This window comes from Acinetobacter sp. UBA5934, assembly GCF_002430855.1.
Classification (GTDB): Bacteria; Pseudomonadota; Gammaproteobacteria; order Pseudomonadales; family Moraxellaceae; genus Acinetobacter.
In genome coordinates, this window is sequence record NZ_DJDC01000126.1 from 1 (window position 1) to 17996 (window position 17996).

Here is a 17996-nt window from a genome sequence, read left to right on the forward strand (position 1 = left end):
AGAATTAGAGAATCTCAGCAAAGGCGATTAATTTAGCCGTGTTACAAAAGCACCTGTAAAGTATTTTGCAGGTGCTTTTTTATTTAAAAAATAACTTCATGTTAAACTGCAGATAATTTTTGGTATAAACGGTCATTATGAGTAAACAGCCAGACTACAAACCCGGAGAATTCCAATGGTCATTTCTTTTACCTCAATATTGGGGTATCTGGATTGGTATTGTATTTCTGATGATTCTGGCGATTTTACCGTGGGCCATTCAACACCGTTTATCCACTTTTATTGGCAATCTGGCATTTGACAAACTGAAATCTCGCCGTAAAACCACAGTACGTAATCTGGAAGTCTGTTTTCCTGAATGGACGCCTGAACAGGTACAAGTACATGCACGTCAGGTTTTTGTTGACCAGATGATTGGGATCTTTGAAACCTTAAATGCCTGGTACTGCCCGCAATGGTTTAAAGGCCGTGTCACGATTGAAGGCTTGGAACACATTCAAAATGCCCAAGCCGCAGGAAAAGGTGTTTTACTGTTAGGTACGCATTCAACATTACTCGATGCCGGCGGTTATTTGTGTGCTCAATATTTTGAGCCAGATGTGGTTTATCGTCCGCAAAATAATCCCCTGCTCGACATGCTGATTTATCGCTGTCGTGCCACTATTTATGCCAATCAAATTGACCATGATGACATGCGTGGCCTCATCCGCAACCTGAAAGATGGTCATGCCATCTGGTATAGTCCGGATCAGGATTTTGGTTTAAAACAGGGCGTGATGGCACCGTTTTTCGGCACCCCTGCCGCCACGGTAACGGCACATCGTCGTTTACTGAAAATCTCCAAAGCCGTCCCGATTCCGTTATATTTTTATCGCACCGGTGATTTAAAAGATCCGCGTTATCATGTGCTGATTGAACCGGTTGTAGATAATTTGCCTAGTGAAGATGAAGTAGATGATGCCACCCGTGTCAATCAGATTATTGAACGTCAGCTACGTATTGCCCCAACCCAATATATGTGGTTCCACCGTCGCTTTAAAACACGTCCGGAAGGCTTTGAGGAAATCTATTGATATAGATGCAATGATTTTAAATTGGCAGTAAACACAGCCTCGATTTAAGGTGATATTCAAATACTTTCGACTAGGCATACCTTACTTTTCAGGGATGAAAAGTAAGCAAAAATCCTTTGTTCCGCTGATGTTACATCCTTGTAACACAGCGAAACAGCGACATCCATGTCGCTATCACGATAGTAAATTCCGAATAATAATTTATTGTTTAAGATGATGATCTACCTGTGAATTATTCATCTTTTATGAACATATAAGGCAAAAAACCATGAAAGTGATGCAACTTCTTCCTGAACTGAATAGCGGTGGCGTAGAACGCGGTACTTTAGAAATCGCCCGTGCCTTGGTTGCAGAAGGTCATGAATCTTTTGTGGTATCCAATGGTGGCCGGTTGGTGGCACAGCTTGAAGCGGAAGGTTCAACACATTTGACGTTAGCCATTCATAAAAAAGCCCTGTCGAGCTTATGGCAAATTCGTCCGTTGCGTCAGCTGATTGAACAGCACCAACCCGACATTGTGCATGTACGTTCCCGTGTCCCTGCCTGGCTGACCCATTTTGCTTTAAAAGGCATTCCTGCAGAACGTCGTCCACATTTAATCAGTACCGTACATGGCTTCTATTCAATTAACCGTTATAGCCAAATTATGACCCAGGCTGAAAAAGTCATTGCGGTGTCCGACAGTGTGGTCAAATACATTACCGATAACTACAAAAATTGCCCCACTCAAGATATTGTGCGGATTTACCGTGGCATAGACCCTACCGCTTTCCCGCATGGTTATCAGCCTTCTGTACAGTGGTTGAATCAAACTTTTAAAGATTTTCCCGAGCTGGAAAACAAGTTTTTACTCTGTCTTCCAGGTCGAATTACCCGCTTAAAAGGTCATGAAACTTTAATTAAGTTAATGGAACAGCTGCAAAACCAGTATCCCAACCTGCATGCGGTGGTGGTTGGCGGGGCTGATCCGAAAAAGGCTGCTTATCTCAAAGAAATGCAGGACAATATTCAAAGCAAAGGTCTGAGCGACAAAATCACTTTTGTGGGGCATCGTTCGGATATTCGTGAATGGCTGGCTTTTAGTGATGTGGTGCTTTCATTGTCCAATCAGGCAGAGACTTTCGGTCGTACTGCTTTAGAGGCCTTATCCGTGGGTACGCCAGTGATCGGCTGGAACCGTGGTGGCGTGGCAGAGATTTTATCGCAGCTGTATCCACAAGGTTTAATTGCCGTGGATGATCAGGCAGCACTTTTAAATGCTGTTCAGCAGCATATTGATGAGCCCCAGCAAGTTAAGCCCGTCACAACATTTAGTTTAAAAGAAATGTGTGATCAGACACTTCACTTATATAAACAAGTTTTGAAATAAATTTAAAAGGATTTATCCCAGTCTCTTGAGAATCTTTATTACAGATAAAAGTCGACTGGGCTAAAGATAGGATTCAATACAGATATGATTAATATTCCGTGCTTGCATAAATCCACATCGGTTCAGTTTGTCCTGCCCGAACAAAACCCATAGATTGATAAAATTTTATGGCTTGATGTTCAGCAACCAATATTTTTTGATGAAAATCTTTATATTTAAATAACATTGCTTGCATCATTAATCGACCAACACCCAAATGCTGAAAATCGGGATGTACCAGAAAATGTGGAAAATACACCACCAAGTGTCCATCAGAGATCGCATTTCCCAAACCAATAAGTTGCCCTTCCTGTCTGGCTGTCACCAGACTATGTGAATGTTGTAATGCTGCCATCAGCTGAACTGGCTTTTGCGCCGATGACCAATGATTCGCTTGATAAATTTTTAATACTTCTGCTTCATGAACTTGATCATTCATTGAGATTTCAAAAGTCATAGCGTCATTAGCCCTTCCATACTCTAAACCTTGCCATGAGCCAAATGAGCAACGGCCAGAAAATGGTGTTGATGATATCGTGCAGACTGGCCCCAATGTGCCAATACCCATAATTGATTAAATCATCATGGGCATCAAACAGCTCTGCAACAACTGCAACAATCAGCACAGCCCAAATTGCCCATTTCGATTTCAATTGACGATAGTGAAAAAAGGCCACAATAAAGAATAGCGTCAGCCCTGCATAAATATGTAAAGCATCACGTGATAATTCAGTAAAATTAGTGATATCAATTTTAAGTTCTTGAAATTTTGACAAATACATGGCTGAAATTTTATTTTTAGGATGTTCTATTAAAGCATAAACCCGAGTTCTGCATCCTGCAAAACTCGGGTACATGAGGTTGTGCTTCCAAATATTATTTTTATTTTGTTATTGCTATCCATTGCTGCATCATATCCATGATGATTTTCTCTCAGCCACCTGTTTCGTCTTCCTTAATGGGATTTTCCTTTCCCGGCTCCTTGGCTGATGAGTCTAGATTAAGGCAGTTAATAAAAAAGAACCATTCGCAATTGACCTAAATCAATGTAAGCCATTTCGTACACTTTTCTATTATTTAATCCGCCTGCTTGATCCCATTTTTATAGGACTGGGTAATTTTATCTGTAACTAATTTTTCTTCTTTTTCAGCCTTTTCAATACCTTCTTGTATATTCTCTTGAGCTTCCTGTTCATCGGCATCTGTTTGCTCCAGCTCTTCTTGTAGCTGATCGAAAACCCTTCCCGTCTGTAAAACCACATATACTGGAAAATGATCTGACCCCATATGAGGTAATCTTTTCATGCGAACCAGGGCAAAGTCGGTACTGTGAAAAACATGATCCAGTGACCAACGCAATAAGGGATAATCGGCATGGAAGGTATTGACAAAATGCCGCCCCACACGTGGATCGAGCAAACCACTAATCCGCTGAAACAGTCGGGTTGTTCGCGACCAGGCCACATCATTCAGATCCCCCATCACAATACAGCTTGCATCCAGGTCCTTGATCTGATCACCTACAATTAACAGCTCGGCATCGCGCAGCGTCGAATCTTTGGCTTCAGTTGGACTAGGCGGTTTAGGATGTAAACAATAAAGCTGCACCAGTTGACCGGAGCGTAAAATTACCGTGGTATGAATGGAAGGTATCTCATCACTTAAAATAAACTTGACCTCGGTATCTTTTAACTCTAAACGACTATATAGATGCATGCCGTATAAATTATCCAGAGGTACGGGCACCCGGTAGGGATAATCTTTTTCAATCACCGAAAGTGCTTTTTGCCACATTCGATCTGATTCCAAAGTTAATACCAAATCAGGTTGATATTTTTGAATCTGCTCAATCAGTAAATGATATTTATTATTTGGCGTCAGTACATTGGAGATAATCAAAGAGATTTGCTTATCCGGGTTAAGCTGATGTTTGCGAACATGCTTAACCTGTTTCTTCCATAAAAAAGTATAAGGAAGCACCATTTTGAGCTGGTATGCCAGTGCGGCAATCAGGGCAATAACAATAATTTCCCGGCTTAAATTCCACGGCTGATCCCAAACCAGCAGTAAAATTAAAGCAATAAATCCCAAAACCAAAATTTGCAAGCGTGGAAAATCAGCACCTCGAATCCACCATTCATCTCGTGGAATTAATGACCAGAATGTCAGCCAAATGACAAAAACTGTAACGATTTCCACCCAAATCATAAGCATCTACTCTTTTTTATCTTTTTAATTCAATCTGCAGTTAAAAAACTTTATCAATTTTGTATGTAACATAAACAAGATATTCCGCTCAATAATATTGATGTTTTCATTGTGTAGTACTTGCAGTTGTGGGCACTTTTGATACACTCAAACCCCCTTTTATTTTTTAACGCACCGAGGCAAAGTGACATGAAAGTAGGTCTGGTCGGTTGGCGCGGGATGGTTGGTTCTGTCCTTATGCAACGTATGGTTGAAGAGAATGATTTTGCTCATTTTGAGCCATTCTATTTTTCTACCAGTAATGCCGGTGGTGAAGCACCTGCGTTTGGCGGTAAAACCGCCCCAGCACTTATGGATGCATCAGACATTAGCAGTCTGAAGCAAATGGATGTCATTATTACCTGTCAAGGCGGCGACTATACCTCCGAGATTTTTCCTAAGCTAAAAGCTGAAGGCTGGAATGGTTACTGGATTGATGCTGCATCTACCTTACGTATGGCGGATGAAGCGATTATCGTACTTGATCCGGTCAACATGAACGTGATCAAAGATGGCTTGGTGAATGGCACTAAAACATTTGTGGGTGGTAACTGCACAGTTTCATTGATGCTGATGGGCTTAGGCGGTCTATTCCAGAACAATCTGGTGGAATGGGCAACCTCAATGACTTATCAGGCAGCTTCTGGTGCAGGCGCGCAAAACATGCGTGAACTGATCACTGGTATGGGCTACCTGTACAACAACACTAAAGATTTGTTAGACGACCCACGCTCTCCTATTTTAGACATTGATTCTAAAATTGCTCAATTACAGCGCGGTGAAGGCTTCCCTTCAGCCAACTTTGGTGTGCCTTTAGCAGGTTCACTCATTCCTTATATCGACAAACAGCTGGAAAGCGGTCAGTCTAAAGAAGAATGGAAAGGCCAGGTTGAAACCAACAAGATCCTCGGTAACCAACAAATTGTTCCTATTGATGGTCACTGTGTGCGTATTGGGGCAATGCGTTGTCACTCACAAGCATTGACCTTGAAACTTCGTAAAGATGTGCCCTTAGATGAAATTGAAGATATCATCGCCAATGCAAATGACTGGTCTAAAGTGGTGCCTAATACACGTGAAGCATCAATGACTGACCTTACACCTGTAGCAGTAACTGGTACCCTGTCTGTTCCAGTCGGCCGTTTACGTAAACTGAACATGGGTAAAGAATACTTGGGCGCGTTCACTGTCGGTGACCAGTTGCTTTGGGGTGCTGCGGAACCTTTACGTCGTATGCTACGTATCCTGATTGATTACAAAAATACTTAATGGCTCATTGAAAGAAAAAAATAAAAGTCGGTCATAATTGATCGGCTTTTTTTATGTATCCTTTATGTTAAATGTTTTACAATTATTCAACACCTCGCTAATCTATAACTTTCGCAATGCGATAAAAAAACCGAGCTAAAGATTAAGATGACCGTATATAACAAATTAAAGATAGCCATTTTAGCCATTATTGCTTCGCAGAATATTCATGCGATTACTATTGATCCTATTCAAGTTCAATCTGCGGCAGGTGAACTCTTATATGCGGAAATGAATTTTCGCAATGCTGATCCTCAGGCACAAATCCAGGCCAGCCTGGCGGATGTCGAAGATATCGCAACTTTAGGCGTTGTCTATCAACCTCCCGGACATCTTAATTTTTTTACCCGTCGCGATAGCTCGGGCAATGGTGTGATTACCATTACTTCTTCACGCCCCTTAACTGAATCTGAACTGAACATTATTATTAAAATTCAGGAAGGTAATGCCACCCGTTTACAGCATATCAAAACACCTTTGCAACGCAGCCAGGTAAAGGCACAGGCACGGGTTTCAGGTAATGAAAAACCGTTAACGCCTATCACGATTGTCAGTGAAAAAGATATCGCCTTACAACTGCCTGAAAGCACGCAATATCGGATTGAAAAACCACAAACGGCATTACAGACCTCATTTGAAGCGCCATTAAAAGTCAATAAAGCGGCCCCACCGAGTTTAAATAATACCTCTACTGCACCTGTGGTCATTTCAGCAATAGCGATCCCATCTGCGCAGCCGGCACCCCTTCCCCCAAATGCAGCAGCTGAAGTTAAGAGTGCAATACCGGCACAAATTACGAAAAAAAATGAAGTAAGAATTCCAAACAGTTCAAATAGCTCTACCTCGTCAGACCCTTTAGTCAGACAATATGCAGCATCGGCACAACAAGCAGTGGCTAAACCGAAGGTGGTAGCAGAAGGTGGCGGTGCAGCAGCTGCGCCAAAAACCAGACCAGAAACGGCGCCTCTCTCCTCGCCTCAGCCTGCAGTTACAGCTCAGACCGGCACGCATGTAGTGAAATCTAATGAATCACTCTGGGCTATTGCATCACGTGTGGCCACTGAACAAAATCGTCCGATCGGCGAAGTCATGAAACAAATCAAGGTCAATAATGAACATGCCTTCATTCAAGGGGACGTGAATCGTTTACGCCGTGGAGCTGCCTTGAACTTAAATACTGCCGGCGCCGCTAAGGAAGAGCAGAAAGCAAAAGTTGCCCATTTAGCCCAAGCGCCAGCCAAACATTCCAATCAGTCAGCTAAGGCCAAATACCGCTTGAATCAGGCTGAAATGAGCCTGGTTGCAGAGAAAGAACAAGAATCAGCCAGCGGTTCTGCTAAAAAGAACACGAAAAAAAATCAAACTTCAAACGAGTTGTCATTAAAAGTTATGACATCGCGTAAAAAAACCGTTAAATTACAGAGAAACGTAACACAGTTAGATTTGGCATTGCGTCAAAAGGATCACAGAATTCAATTATTAAATACTCGTCTTGCTCAACTGCAACAGCAATTGAAAGCACAACAAGTACAGAAAAAGCCAACACACTAAAGTGTTATACAATTTGATTTTTTGGATGAGTTACATTAATTAAAACTCAATCCTGTAAGGGGTAACAACATGCTGCTTTATGTGATTCCGTTTATATTGTTATTAGTGATCGCAATTGTATTAAAAAAGCGCGAAGCAAGTAAACAAGCAGAACAAACATCGAAGGCGAAAGCTAAAAAAGTAAGCTCAACAAAAAAGACACCACAAAAAACTCAAATTGTGGCCAATACTGTTGTCGAGAAGAAAAAAACCACCCCTTTAGCTGCTGATGTACGTAATAAAATTGAAGGGCTGATTCGCGAGAATAATTTTTTCTCCGCTGAGGCACAGATTAACCAGGCTTTAAATAAAGACAATTCACAGCATGAGTTGTATTTACTGTTGCTGGATATTCACATCTTGCAGAAAGATGAATTTGCAATTAAACAACTCATTAATCATCTACGTTCATTAGAACTAGATGATTTTTTAGAGCAGGCACTAGCTAAAAAAGCAGCACACGATCAAGAAAGCATTACAACTTCTCCAAAGCACGAAGTTACAAACTTTAATGACACTATTGAGTTTAAACCATCTTCAGCTGTTACTAGAGTTGTTGAACCAGCGGTTGCTGAAAGCAAGAATACGGCAGATTTTGATGCTTTAATGAATGATGCTGCTGCACCTGCTGCAACAAATGATCTTGCTTTTGATCAGTTACAGCAAAATCAGCTGGCTCCGCAAACTGCAGTTGTTGACGAAATTAAACCGCTTGATTTCAGCAGCCTTTCACTGGATTCAACGGCAGAAGTAGCAACCGCACCCGTTCAAGAAATCAAGCCTTTAGATTTTAATACCCTTAATCTTGATCCTGCACCTATAACAGAAACTAAGCCAGAAGCTGCCCCAGTTCAGGAAATTCAGCCTTTAGATTTCTCATTCAGTTTAGACACTGTAACAAATCAACAAGCAGAAACTGAGAAAGCTGCAAGTATTGAACCTGTTGTAGCAGAAAGACCTGAGTTTAATTTTGACTTTTCCGTTGCAGAAACTCCAGCAGCCGAAGCAAAAGTTGCAGTTGAACAGACTATCCCAAGCTTAGACCTAGACTTTAATTTAGAGCCAGCGACTACAATTGAAGAGCCAACTGTTGAAGTAGCTCCAGCGAAAGCGTCAGGTGTAAGTTTTGATATTAGCAATATCAGCTCATCTGCAGCCAAAGCAGATAAAAATGATCCATTGGTTCAATCATTTCCGGAACTGATGGAAGTGGATGAAATTAACCTGAATCTGGAACTGGCACAGCAATATATCCAACTCGGTGCTTATGAATCAGCACGTGAATTATTGGCAGAGCAAGAGGCTAGCTATACCTCTGACCAGCGCCAACAAGCGGATCTTTTACGCAATCAAATAGCATCTTAAGCGATTTCGATCTACTATAAAGCAGTCATCCTTGGCTGCTTTTTTTATGATGAAAAAAATAGCGTTAATTTATATGGGCGGTACATTTGGCTGTATTGGTGATCCACTCAGCCCGATGCCAGCTGAACAATTTATTCCGAAACTGCAACATATTCTCCCCCTAGATCAGCAGATCGAATGTTTTGTTGCACCAGTTATTCAAGACAGTAGCGCCTGCACAGCCACAGACTGGCTGAAACTGGTTCAGTATATTCAACAGCTTCAGCTACAGCAGTTTCAGCATTTTGTCATTATTCATGGCACCGATACCCTAAGTTATGCCAGTGCCGTGCTGTCACGCTTTTTAGGTCAATCTGCGCATGTGGTGATGACCGGTAGCCAGTATCCCCTGTTAAATGCTGCGGGAGACAATAGCCGTGAATTTACCGATGCTATTGATAATTTAAACTTTGCTCTGGACTGCGTGATTAAATATCCGGTTGGGGTCTATTTGGCCTTTCATCATCAATTGATTCATGCCCAAACAGCGTTAAAAATCCATACCACAGAACTGGATGCCTTTGGCGGTATCAATGCAGCACAGCCAATCGCTCTCTCCAGCCAGCATCAGCATATTGTGCATGAGGATGATATCAACAAGGCGGCAACCTTCAACTGTTTAAGTCTGATGATGCAGCCGCTGGATTTGGCTCAGCAAGTGGCAAATTTGCAAACCATTTGCCAAGCACCGCCAAATTGCCTGATCCTGCAAGGGTTCGGTAGCGGTAATCTGGCAGTAAATAGCGCCTTCATTAACTGGCTTCAAAAACTGCAACAAGCAGGCTGTGTCGTCATTCTTACCACTCAAGTTCCTTTTGGTGGCATCAATCAACGTTATGCGATTAGTCAGTGGATACAACAAGCCAATATCATCCTGAATGATTGTCTAGGACATGCAGATCTTTATGCAAAAGCACTGAAAATGTATTTACAATACGACACTGTAGACCAATGGCAGTCACATTGGCATGATCACGTGTAATTTGAGGTAAATATGCAACGTTTTGCAGTCGGTATTGAGTTTTGTGGCATTCGATATAGAGGTTGGCAAACTCAACAACCTGGCGTACCAAGCGTGCAGGAAACCATTGAAAAAGTGCTCAGTAAAATTGCCGATGAACCGATTATTTTGCACGGTGCCGGCCGTACCGATGCCGGTGTCCATGCCACCAATATGGTTGCCCATTTTGATACCCATGCCATTCGCCCGATTCGTGGCTGGCTGATGGGGGCAAACAGTCAACTTCCTAAAGATATCGCCTTCCAGTGGATCAAGGAAATGGATCACGATTTCCATGCCCGTTTTAAAGCTCAGGCGCGTCGCTATCGCTATGTGGTCTACAACAACCCGCAGCGCCCTGCACTTCTCCATAAACAGGTTACCCATGCCTACTATCCACTGGATGTAGAGAAGATGATTGCAGCGGCGAAAAAATTTGAAGGCACACATAATTTTGAAAGCTTCCGTGCTGCAGCCTGCCAGTCCAATCAACCAGTTCGTCATGTCAAACATTGTCGCCTGATTCAGCATGGTTGTTATCTGGTGTTAGATATTCAAGCAGATGGCTTCCTGCATCACATGGTACGCAACATCATGGGCTGTTTACTGGAAATTGGTCAGGGCATGTATGAGGTTGACCATATTGACAATATTTTTGCCGCTGAAGACCGTAAAGCAGCAGGCATCACTGCCCCACCGGATGGCTTGTATTTCATCCATGCCGATTATCCGGAGCAATTTGAGCTGCCTAAAATGCCATTAGGCCCGCACTGGCTCAATATGCCTGAATAACTTATTTTAATGATATTTACCTCCCCCTCACCCCTTCTTAACGGAGGGGGAAAGTTCCTCCCTTTTTCAAAGGGAGGCTAGGAGGGATCTTTTAACGCTGCTTCCTTTTTCTATATTCCACTGGCGTCTCATTGGTCCAGCGCTTAAAAGCACGGTAAAACGTACTCGGCTCGGAAAACCCAGTGAGGTACACAATCCGCTCAACACTTTCCGCAGTATTGGCCAATAATTTCTTTGCCAAACGACAGCGATAGTCGGACAGAATTTGCTGAAAACTGGTATTGGCTTCACTCAGCTGGGTACGTAAACGGCGCGGCGTGATATTCAAATGCGTGGCTACAGTTTCCAAAGTGGTTTCACCACTTTCTAAAGTCGAACCAATCGCGCGGCGCACTTCACCAACCAGATCATAACGCGCTAGCTCTTGCAGCTTTTCAATCGCTAATTGCTCATGCAATTGCAGCAATTCAGGTTCAGCCTGCCATAACTGATAATCTAAAATCGCGGGATCGAAATATAAACGGGTTTCTTTTTGCCCTAAGCTGACCGGACACTCATAGACACGGAAATATTCATCATCAGGTGCGCCCTGACTAAAGTTAAAATCGATATAGATCGGCTGAAAACGACCTTCAGTAATAAATTTAAAGAAACGTAATACGCCTGATAATGCACATTCCGAAAAATGCCGATTGACGATATTTTCACCCCAAGGCTGCTCACCATTGGTTAAATAGCAGCGATCATCTTCAATCACCAGTTTGGCATGAAAGGCATCACTGATCAGGCGCTGATAGGCCAGTGCACGCTTTAGCCCTTCCCCAAAATTTTCACTGGAAATGAACAGGTGTTCGATCACCTGACCACGGTATAAAGGCAGGTGCTCACCCAAATGCAAACCAATATCGGGATCCTTACTGACCTCTTCCGCAGCCACCCAAAACGCATATTGAGCACTGAGCGGGGTACGATCATTGGTTTCGACCTGATTTAAGGCCACACCAGCTTTCATTAAAATTTCTTCAGTTGGCAAACCTGCACGACGAATGGCTTGATAACCCAATCGTAAAACAACTGATGCATCAGTTAGCTGACCCACGCAAAGACCTTCCTTGTATGTTCTTCATTTATACTTAAAAAGATTGATTTTAGATTAACTGCGATTGACCAAACTGACAACAGAACAATGCGCTTTTTTACAGAAAATCTTTATACGGAGAGTTCGCTTATTTAACTGACAGATGAACCAGCAAAGCCGCATTGTGCCTTGTTTTATGCAAAAAAATTGACTATAATTTGCGCCTTTCCAATTTATTCATTCAGGTAGGCTATGGCCAATAAAGAGGAACTCATCGAGTTCGAAGGCGTTGTCACCGAGACGCTTCCTAATACTATGTTCCGTGTACGTTTAGAGAACGGTCACGAAGTGATTGCCCACATCTCTGGTAAAATGCGTAAACACTATATTCGTATTTTGACTGGCGACAGTGTGAAAGTAGAAATGACCCCTTATGATTTGACCAAGGGTCGTATTACTTATCGTGCACGCTAAGTTTTAGCGTAAGCAAAAGCCACTTAAACAGTGGCTTTTTTATTGGGCTTATACTTACTGACCGTGTATCAAATCACAACGTTGATTCAAATTTCTCTGTTTAAAATAAGGTTTTATGCAACAGAGAAAAGATTATGTCATTTCTTCATTCTCTCGGTCTTTTTGCAATTCTGGGCTTGTTGTATGGCTGTACCACATCCCCTCTAACCACCGCACAACAACGTGATGCCTATTTACAGCAATTCATTGGGCAGACCAGTCAAAACATTCAAGCCAAGCTCGATTTGAACAGCATCGGTTACCAGCAGGTGTTGGCGCCTGTTGCAAATCAACAGACACTCACTTATACAGTGATGCGTCCTGTCACCATTCCGGTACCGATGGCACAGAATCCTGCCGATATCGATGCTGGCAATATTCCCATACCCGTGACACCTCGAGCCCAAAGTTATGATGTCGATTTGCAATGTAAAATTATCTATCGTTTAGAAAACAACATAGCTAAATCGGTTTATTACACGGGTCGTACCTGTTAAAGCCTTGTGAAAAGCAATAAAAAAACGCAGCTCAAGGCTGCGTTTTTACGATTTAGTGAAATTAGTTCAATGCTGTTACCACAGCTTGACCCATTTCCACAGTGCCTACCTGAGTATTCCCTTCTGACATGATGTCGCCAGTACGTAAACCTTGATCCAGTACCTGACCTACAGCATCTTCAATGGCTTGTGCTGCTGCTTCTTCACGGAAGGTATAACGCAGCATCATTGCCACAGAAAGAATGGTAGCCAATGGATTGGCAATGTTTTGGCCTGCGATGTCTGGCGCTGAACCATGACATGGTTCATACATGCCTTTACCATTTTCATCCAGTGATGCAGATGGCAACATGCCAATAGAGCCTGTAAGCATTGCTGCTTCATCAGACAGGATGTCACCGAACAGGTTACCGGTCACAATCACGTCAAACTGCTTAGGCGCGCGTACAAGCTGCATTGCCGCATTGTCGACATACATGTGTGACAGGTTGATCTCTGGATATTGCTCTTCTTTCAGTGCAGTCACTGTCTGTTTCCAAAGCTCAGTCACTTCAAGAACATTGGCTTTATCCACTGAACAGACCTTACCGCCACGAAGACCAGCAAGTTCAAATGCAACTTTGGCAATACGTTTAATTTCAGATTCTGAATAAACGTCGGTATTGAAACCTTGCTTTTCACCATTTTCCAGTTCACGGATACCACGTGGCTGACCGAAGTAAATACCACCGGTGAGTTCACGCACAATCAAAATATCCAGGCCAGAAACGATTTCAGGTTTTAAGCTTGAAGCCCCAGCAAGTTGCGGGTAAAGAATCGCAGGACGCAAGTTTGCAAACAAATTTAATTCAGAACGGATTTTTAATAAACCACGTTCAGGACGAATTGAACGTTCAATCGTATCCCATTTTGGACCGCCAACAGCACCCAACAAAATTGCATCAGCAGTTTTTGCCTGTGCTGCTGTCACTGCAGGGTACGGTTCACCATGCGCATCAATCGCAGCACCACCCAATAAACCCTGTTCCCAAGTCAAACCCAGATTAAATTTTTCATTCACGCGTGCAAGCACTTGTTCAGCTGCTTTTACGATTTCAGGACCAATACCATCACCTGGTAAAATCAAAATGTGTTTTGACATGAGTGTTTCCATTTATGAAGTCGATGCATTACATCAACGGGATTTTAAATTTTCTTTTCTACAAACTCACCCAGACCGGTTAAGGCATTATAGGGTCTGCAGAAACGTCGGATTGTCTTCTGGTCTTGTAGCAGATCTACACACAGCGGTTCAGGTGCAGATACATTTAACAAGCTGCCCTGCTGTTTATTGCGTTCACGATACATTTTAAATGTGTAATGCTGTTTCGCCTTAAACTGATGGAAAACATGAAGCGTTTCCGCACGATCTTTGGAAATCGGATAAAAACGGATGACCAGTTCATGCTGCCCAGCTGGGACTGAAAGATACAACGCATTCGGCTGACTTAAGGAGTTCGCCTGTAAACGTAAAATACCCGATTCAACTGCAGCGCTATTTACACGGCGCTGTACCGCATCAATAATTTGAATTTGATCTAAGCGTTCAAATTCACAGTTTGCAGTACCGGAGCAGTAAATTAAGGCATTTGTTTTTGTACTTTCAGTTTCTTTTACATGTTTGATACGTACTGTATCAATGCCTTGGCATGCACTTAAGAATGCGACCATAAGGCCAATTACAACAAGCTGACTGTAAACCTTTGTCATTGTTCGAGCCCAACCCTCACCAATTAAAGCCAACTAAATATTTTTATGGATCCGATATTAGCAAGAGTTAGGCTTGGATACTACTAGCGCTGAAAATTCAAGTAATTAACTGTGGATTTCCTGAAACACCCAAGGGCGTGATTGCTTGGTTTTTTCTTCATAAGCACGAATATCATCAGCAGCTTGTAAAGTTAAGCCAATATCATCCAAACCATTTAACAAGCAGTGTTTACGGAACGGATCAACTTCAAATTTAAAGCTCTCACCCGATGGTGTACGTACTTCCTGCGCTTCCAGATCGATGGTTAACTGGTAACCTTCAGTGGCCGCACATTCTTTGAATAACTGATCGACGATCTCTTCCGACAGACTCACCGGCAACATGCCATTTTTAAAGCTGTTATTGAAGAAAATGTCGGCATAGCTTGGAGCAATTACGGTACGGAAACCGTATTCATTCAAAGCCCATGGCGCATGCTCTCGGCTTGAACCACAACCAAAGTTGGCACGTGAAATTAAGACGGTGGCACCTTGATAACGCGGCTGATTCAAAACGAAATCAGGATTTTTAGGACGTTTTGAGTTGTCCTGACCCGGATAGCCTTCATCCAAATAACGCAATTCATCAAATAAGTTGTCGCCAAAACCGGTACGTTTGATCGATTTCAAAAACTGTTTTGGAATAATTAAATCTGTATCGACATTGGCACGGTCTAATGGTGCAACGATACCTTGTTCAACGGCATATTTTTTCATTTTTTGCTCCCCTTAGCCCAATTAGAATGAACGAACATCAACAAAGTGACCGGCGATGGCTGCGGCAGCTGCCATGGCTGGACTCACCAAGTGAGTACGACCGCCATTGCCCTGACGACCTTCGAAGTTACGGTTAGAAGTTGAGGCACAGTGCTCGCCTGGCTGCAATTTATCGGCATTCATCGCCAAACACATTGAGCAACCTGGCTCGCGCCATTCAAAGCCAGCTTCCAAGAATACTTGATCCAAGCCTTCAGCTTCAGCCTGCTGTTTCACCAAACCGGAACCCGGAACCACCATTGCCTGTTTAATTGAAGCAGCCACTTTACGGCCTTTAATCACTTCAGCAGCAGCACGAATATCTTCAATACGCGAATTGGTGCATGAACCGATAAATACGCGGTCTAACTGAATGTCTGCCAATGCCTGACCTGCATTTAAACCCATATATTGATAAGCACGGGTCCAGTCGTTACGTTGTACGTCGTCTTTGGCCTGTTCCAAAGTCGGCACTGCTTCAGACACTGGAATCACCATCTCTGGCGATGTCCCCCAAGACACTTGCGGTTCGATCTCTTCGCCTTGCAATACCACAACGGTATCGAAATGTGCGCCTTCATCAGAGTGCAAGGTATTCCAGTAGGCTACAGCGGCATCCCACTGCTCACCTTTCGGTGCATAATTACGGCCTTTGACATATTCAATGGTTTTGCCATCCACAGCCACCATACCGACACGTGCACCGGCTTCAATCGCCATGTTACATACGGTCATACGGCCTTCAATCGACATGTCACGAAATACTTGACCACCGAATTCAATCGCGTGACCCGTACCGCCCGCAGTACCAATTTTACCAATGATCGCTAAAACCACGTCTTTTGGTGTTACGCCCTGACCCAATTTACCGTCAACACGTACCAACATGTTTTTCATTTTCTTTTGAACCAAGCATTGGGTTGCCAATACATGTTCAACTTCTGAAGTCCCAATACCGTGCGCCAAACAGCCAAAGGCACCATGAGTTGCGGTATGCGAGTCACCACATACCACGGTCATGCCCGGCAAGGTCAAACCCTGCTCAGGACCGACCACATGGGCAATGCCTTGACGGATATCATTGATATCAAATTCAACAATATTGAAGGTTTTACAGTTGTCATCCAAGGTTTGCACCTGAATACGTGAAGTTGGATCTTCAATACCAGCAATACCCTGTTCACGTTCAGTTTTTGAAGTAGGCACGTTATGGTCTGGCGTTGCCACATTGGCACTTAAACGCCAAGGTTTACGACCTGCAAGTTGCAAACCCTCAAAAGCTTGTGGTGAGGTTACTTCATGTAATAAATGACGATCGATATAAAGCAAAGCTGAACCATCATCGCGTTGTTTTACTAAATGGTCATCCCACAATTTATCGTATAAAGTCTTTGCTTTTGGGGTATTGCCTGCCATGTCGACGCGCTCCATAGAACTGGGTAATGCTTACATTAACTTCGATTATAACCACCTATTAACATAAATCTAATTTATCATTTTTATTAGTTTAAAAACTTTTTGGAATTAATTTTAACATTATAAAACCCTGTATTTTGGCAAAATCCCCCTCTTCTATTCTTAAGACAAACAGCATTCTCCTCATGATCAGGCTGGTTAAATCAAGGTCTCTAGAACGCTTGAGCAGGAAATTTAAAATTCCGAATTTAATCTGACGGATTTTCCTTCGCTGCTATAAGCTGTTCAATCGCCCGGATGAGTTCTGCCTTCGCAGCACCGCATTCAGCAGCCGCATGATTTTCGTCATCTTCATCATCAGCAATTTCATAGACCTGACTGCGTTTTTCCACCGCTTCCTCGAAAATATCAAGAAGGTATTTAATGTGTTTAATATCCATGATGATCAACCTGCTAGAAAAGTATCTCTAGAAAAATAGCTCTAAGCGATACCATTCCCCTGTTGTTTATGAATTATGAGGTTTAACCAGGCAATAATTTATAAAACCGATTAAAAATATAAAAATGTTCGCTTTTACAAATTAAATAAGACTGATTATCATTTAACCATATCCCGAGGCAAAGATTGAGGAACAACCCATGGCTCATATTCAAAAATTTGTTGATAACAACCAGCGTATGTTTAAAAAAACCTTTAGCTATTACATTATGCACATCACCATTGCCATGTTGGTCGGTTATTTCGTGACAGGAAGTATCTGGATGGCAGTGACTTTGAGTTTGCTTGAACCAACAATTCAGGCGATCGCTTTCTTCTTCCATGAAAAAATCTGGGAAGCCAAACCGGCGAAAATGCAAAACAGCAATAACACAGCCATCTAAATATTTGCCAGGCTATAAAAACATCATGGGTTCCGGTTTTTCACTTTACAAGGATCACTTCATTCGCATGAGGTGATTTTTTTATTTCCATGCTTCAAGTTCACATCCGTATACATTTTTTAAAGTCTTTTTAAAGATTAAGCCCCCATTTAATATAAAAATATTTTATAATTATTTGAATTTCATATAACCAGACATCTCCTTATGAATCTTGCTGCCTTTGAAGCCTATACTAAAGTCATGG

General features: G+C 42.5%; 19 protein-coding genes. 10 read left to right on the forward strand and 9 right to left on the reverse strand.

The genetic code is table 11. The annotated features are described in order from the left end of the window. Positions 1–137: 137 nt before the first annotated feature. Entirely contained in the window at positions 138–1073 is a 936-nt protein-coding gene (locus B2Y23_RS08640; RefSeq protein WP_291370253.1) for a lauroyl acyltransferase, read from the forward strand. 268 nt (positions 1074–1341) lie between these two features. Next, positions 1342–2442: a glycosyltransferase family 4 protein gene (locus tag B2Y23_RS08645; protein WP_291370254.1), complete on the forward strand. Its 1101-nt coding sequence runs from the start codon at positions 1342–1344 to the stop codon at positions 2440–2442. Between the two features lie 88 nt (positions 2443–2530). Here B2Y23_RS08645 and B2Y23_RS08650 read toward each other — a convergent pair whose 3' ends face one another. The 3 genes from B2Y23_RS08650 to B2Y23_RS08660 all read right to left on the reverse strand — a co-directional run bounded on the left by B2Y23_RS08650 (position 2531) and on the right by B2Y23_RS08660 (position 4689). Continuing rightward, positions 2531–2920 carry a GNAT family N-acetyltransferase gene (locus B2Y23_RS08650; protein ID WP_291370255.1) on the reverse strand — a complete coding sequence of 130 codons (390 nt, stop codon included), beginning with the start codon at positions 2918–2920 and terminating at the stop codon, positions 2531–2533. A gap of 25 nt (positions 2921–2945) precedes the next feature. After that, positions 2946–3338, reverse strand: coding sequence for a hypothetical protein (locus B2Y23_RS08655; RefSeq protein WP_291370256.1), 393 nt, complete (start codon positions 3336–3338; stop codon positions 2946–2948). Between the two features lie 220 nt (positions 3339–3558). Next, a complete protein-coding gene (locus B2Y23_RS08660; RefSeq protein WP_291355517.1) occupies positions 3559–4689 on the reverse strand; it encodes an endonuclease/exonuclease/phosphatase family protein in 1131 nt (376 codons plus the stop codon). Between the two features lie 189 nt (positions 4690–4878). On the opposite strand from B2Y23_RS08660, the gene asd reads away from it, so the two are divergent. The 5 genes from asd to truA all read left to right on the forward strand — a co-directional run bounded on the left by asd (position 4879) and on the right by truA (position 10822). Continuing rightward, positions 4879–5997, forward strand: coding sequence for an aspartate-semialdehyde dehydrogenase (asd, locus tag B2Y23_RS08665; protein ID WP_291355519.1), 1119 nt, complete (start codon positions 4879–4881; stop codon positions 5995–5997). 147 nt (positions 5998–6144) lie between these two features. Further along, positions 6145–7587 carry a type IV pilus assembly protein FimV gene (locus tag B2Y23_RS08670; protein ID WP_291370257.1) on the forward strand — a complete coding sequence of 481 codons (1443 nt, stop codon included), beginning with the start codon at positions 6145–6147 and terminating at the stop codon, positions 7585–7587. 69 nt (positions 7588–7656) lie between these two features. Continuing rightward, on the forward strand, positions 7657–8991 hold the full coding sequence (locus B2Y23_RS08675) for a hypothetical protein (protein ID WP_291370258.1): 1335 nt from the start codon (positions 7657–7659) through the stop codon (positions 8989–8991). Between the two features lie 46 nt (positions 8992–9037). Continuing rightward, positions 9038–10012: an asparaginase gene (locus B2Y23_RS08680; protein ID WP_291355525.1), complete on the forward strand. Its 975-nt coding sequence runs from the start codon at positions 9038–9040 to the stop codon at positions 10010–10012. 12 nt (positions 10013–10024) lie between these two features. Continuing rightward, entirely contained in the window at positions 10025–10822 is a 798-nt protein-coding gene (truA, locus tag B2Y23_RS08685) for a tRNA pseudouridine(38-40) synthase TruA (RefSeq protein ID WP_291355527.1), read from the forward strand. A 91-nt stretch (positions 10823–10913) separates the two neighbouring features. Here the strand turns inward: truA and B2Y23_RS08690 are convergent, their stop codons facing one another. Further along, positions 10914–11921, reverse strand: a complete 1008-nt coding sequence (locus B2Y23_RS08690; protein WP_086195313.1) for an AraC family transcriptional regulator — start codon at positions 11919–11921, stop codon at positions 10914–10916. A gap of 231 nt (positions 11922–12152) precedes the next feature. On the opposite strand from B2Y23_RS08690, the gene infA reads away from it, so the two are divergent. Both infA and B2Y23_RS08700 read left to right on the forward strand, forming a co-directional pair. After that, a complete protein-coding gene (infA, locus tag B2Y23_RS08695) occupies positions 12153–12374 on the forward strand; it encodes a translation initiation factor IF-1 (protein WP_001284370.1) in 222 nt (73 codons plus the stop codon). A 134-nt stretch (positions 12375–12508) separates the two neighbouring features. Next, entirely contained in the window at positions 12509–12910 is a 402-nt protein-coding gene (locus B2Y23_RS08700; protein ID WP_291370259.1) for a hypothetical protein, read from the forward strand. Positions 12911–12971: 61 nt separating this feature from the next. Here the strand turns inward: B2Y23_RS08700 and leuB are convergent, their stop codons facing one another. The 5 genes from leuB to B2Y23_RS08725 form a co-directional block, all read right to left on the reverse strand. Next, the gene (leuB, locus tag B2Y23_RS08705) at positions 12972–14051 is read right to left on the reverse strand and encodes a 3-isopropylmalate dehydrogenase (RefSeq protein ID WP_291355533.1); all 1080 of its coding nucleotides are present in this window, start codon (positions 14049–14051) and stop codon (positions 12972–12974) included. A gap of 44 nt (positions 14052–14095) precedes the next feature. After that, positions 14096–14659 (reverse strand): hypothetical protein, encoded by a 564-nt coding sequence (locus tag B2Y23_RS08710; protein ID WP_291355535.1) that lies wholly within the window; start codon positions 14657–14659, stop codon positions 14096–14098. 105 nt (positions 14660–14764) lie between these two features. Beyond that, positions 14765–15415 carry a 3-isopropylmalate dehydratase small subunit gene (gene leuD, locus B2Y23_RS08715; protein WP_291370260.1) on the reverse strand — a complete coding sequence of 217 codons (651 nt, stop codon included), beginning with the start codon at positions 15413–15415 and terminating at the stop codon, positions 14765–14767. A 21-nt stretch (positions 15416–15436) separates the two neighbouring features. Beyond that, positions 15437–16870, reverse strand: coding sequence for a 3-isopropylmalate dehydratase large subunit (gene leuC, locus B2Y23_RS08720; protein ID WP_291355539.1), 1434 nt, complete (start codon positions 16868–16870; stop codon positions 15437–15439). A gap of 248 nt (positions 16871–17118) precedes the next feature. Next, positions 17119–17310 (reverse strand): hypothetical protein, encoded by a 192-nt coding sequence (locus tag B2Y23_RS08725; protein ID WP_291370261.1) that lies wholly within the window; start codon positions 17308–17310, stop codon positions 17119–17121. A 199-nt stretch (positions 17311–17509) separates the two neighbouring features. Here B2Y23_RS08725 and B2Y23_RS08730 point away from each other — a divergent pair, with 199 nt between their 5' ends. Next, positions 17510–17752: a DUF2061 domain-containing protein gene (locus B2Y23_RS08730; RefSeq protein ID WP_291370263.1), complete on the forward strand. Its 243-nt coding sequence runs from the start codon at positions 17510–17512 to the stop codon at positions 17750–17752. The last annotated feature ends 244 nt before the right edge of the window (positions 17753–17996 follow it).

Coding starts and splice junctions, on each gene's coding strand:
- B2Y23_RS08730 (WP_291370263.1), top strand. CDS start 17,510: ATGGCTCATATTCAAAAATTTGTTGATAACAACCAGCGTATGTTTAAA.
- B2Y23_RS08655 (WP_291370256.1), bottom strand. CDS start 3,338: ATGTACCCGAGTTTTGCAGGATGCAGAACTCGGGTTTATGCTTTAATA.
- asd (WP_291355519.1), top strand. CDS start 4,879: ATGAAAGTAGGTCTGGTCGGTTGGCGCGGGATGGTTGGTTCTGTCCTT.
- B2Y23_RS08725 (WP_291370261.1), bottom strand. CDS start 17,310: ATGGATATTAAACACATTAAATACCTTCTTGATATTTTCGAGGAAGCG.
- truA (WP_291355527.1), top strand. CDS start 10,025: ATGCAACGTTTTGCAGTCGGTATTGAGTTTTGTGGCATTCGATATAGA.
- leuB (WP_291355533.1), bottom strand. CDS start 14,051: ATGTCAAAACACATTTTGATTTTACCAGGTGATGGTATTGGTCCTGAA.
- B2Y23_RS08645 (WP_291370254.1), top strand. CDS start 1,342: ATGAAAGTGATGCAACTTCTTCCTGAACTGAATAGCGGTGGCGTAGAA.
- leuC (WP_291355539.1), bottom strand. CDS start 16,870: ATGGCAGGCAATACCCCAAAAGCAAAGACTTTATACGATAAATTGTGG.
- B2Y23_RS08680 (WP_291355525.1), top strand. CDS start 9,038: ATGATGAAAAAAATAGCGTTAATTTATATGGGCGGTACATTTGGCTGT.
- B2Y23_RS08650 (WP_291370255.1), bottom strand. CDS start 2,920: ATGAATGATCAAGTTCATGAAGCAGAAGTATTAAAAATTTATCAAGCG.
- B2Y23_RS08675 (WP_291370258.1), top strand. CDS start 7,657: ATGCTGCTTTATGTGATTCCGTTTATATTGTTATTAGTGATCGCAATT.
- B2Y23_RS08640 (WP_291370253.1), top strand. CDS start 138: ATGAGTAAACAGCCAGACTACAAACCCGGAGAATTCCAATGGTCATTT.
- B2Y23_RS08670 (WP_291370257.1), top strand. CDS start 6,145: ATGACCGTATATAACAAATTAAAGATAGCCATTTTAGCCATTATTGCT.
- infA (WP_001284370.1), top strand. CDS start 12,153: ATGGCCAATAAAGAGGAACTCATCGAGTTCGAAGGCGTTGTCACCGAG.
- B2Y23_RS08710 (WP_291355535.1), bottom strand. CDS start 14,659: ATGACAAAGGTTTACAGTCAGCTTGTTGTAATTGGCCTTATGGTCGCA.
- B2Y23_RS08700 (WP_291370259.1), top strand. CDS start 12,509: ATGTCATTTCTTCATTCTCTCGGTCTTTTTGCAATTCTGGGCTTGTTG.
- B2Y23_RS08660 (WP_291355517.1), bottom strand. CDS start 4,689: ATGATTTGGGTGGAAATCGTTACAGTTTTTGTCATTTGGCTGACATTC.
- leuD (WP_291370260.1), bottom strand. CDS start 15,415: ATGAAAAAATATGCCGTTGAACAAGGTATCGTTGCACCATTAGACCGT.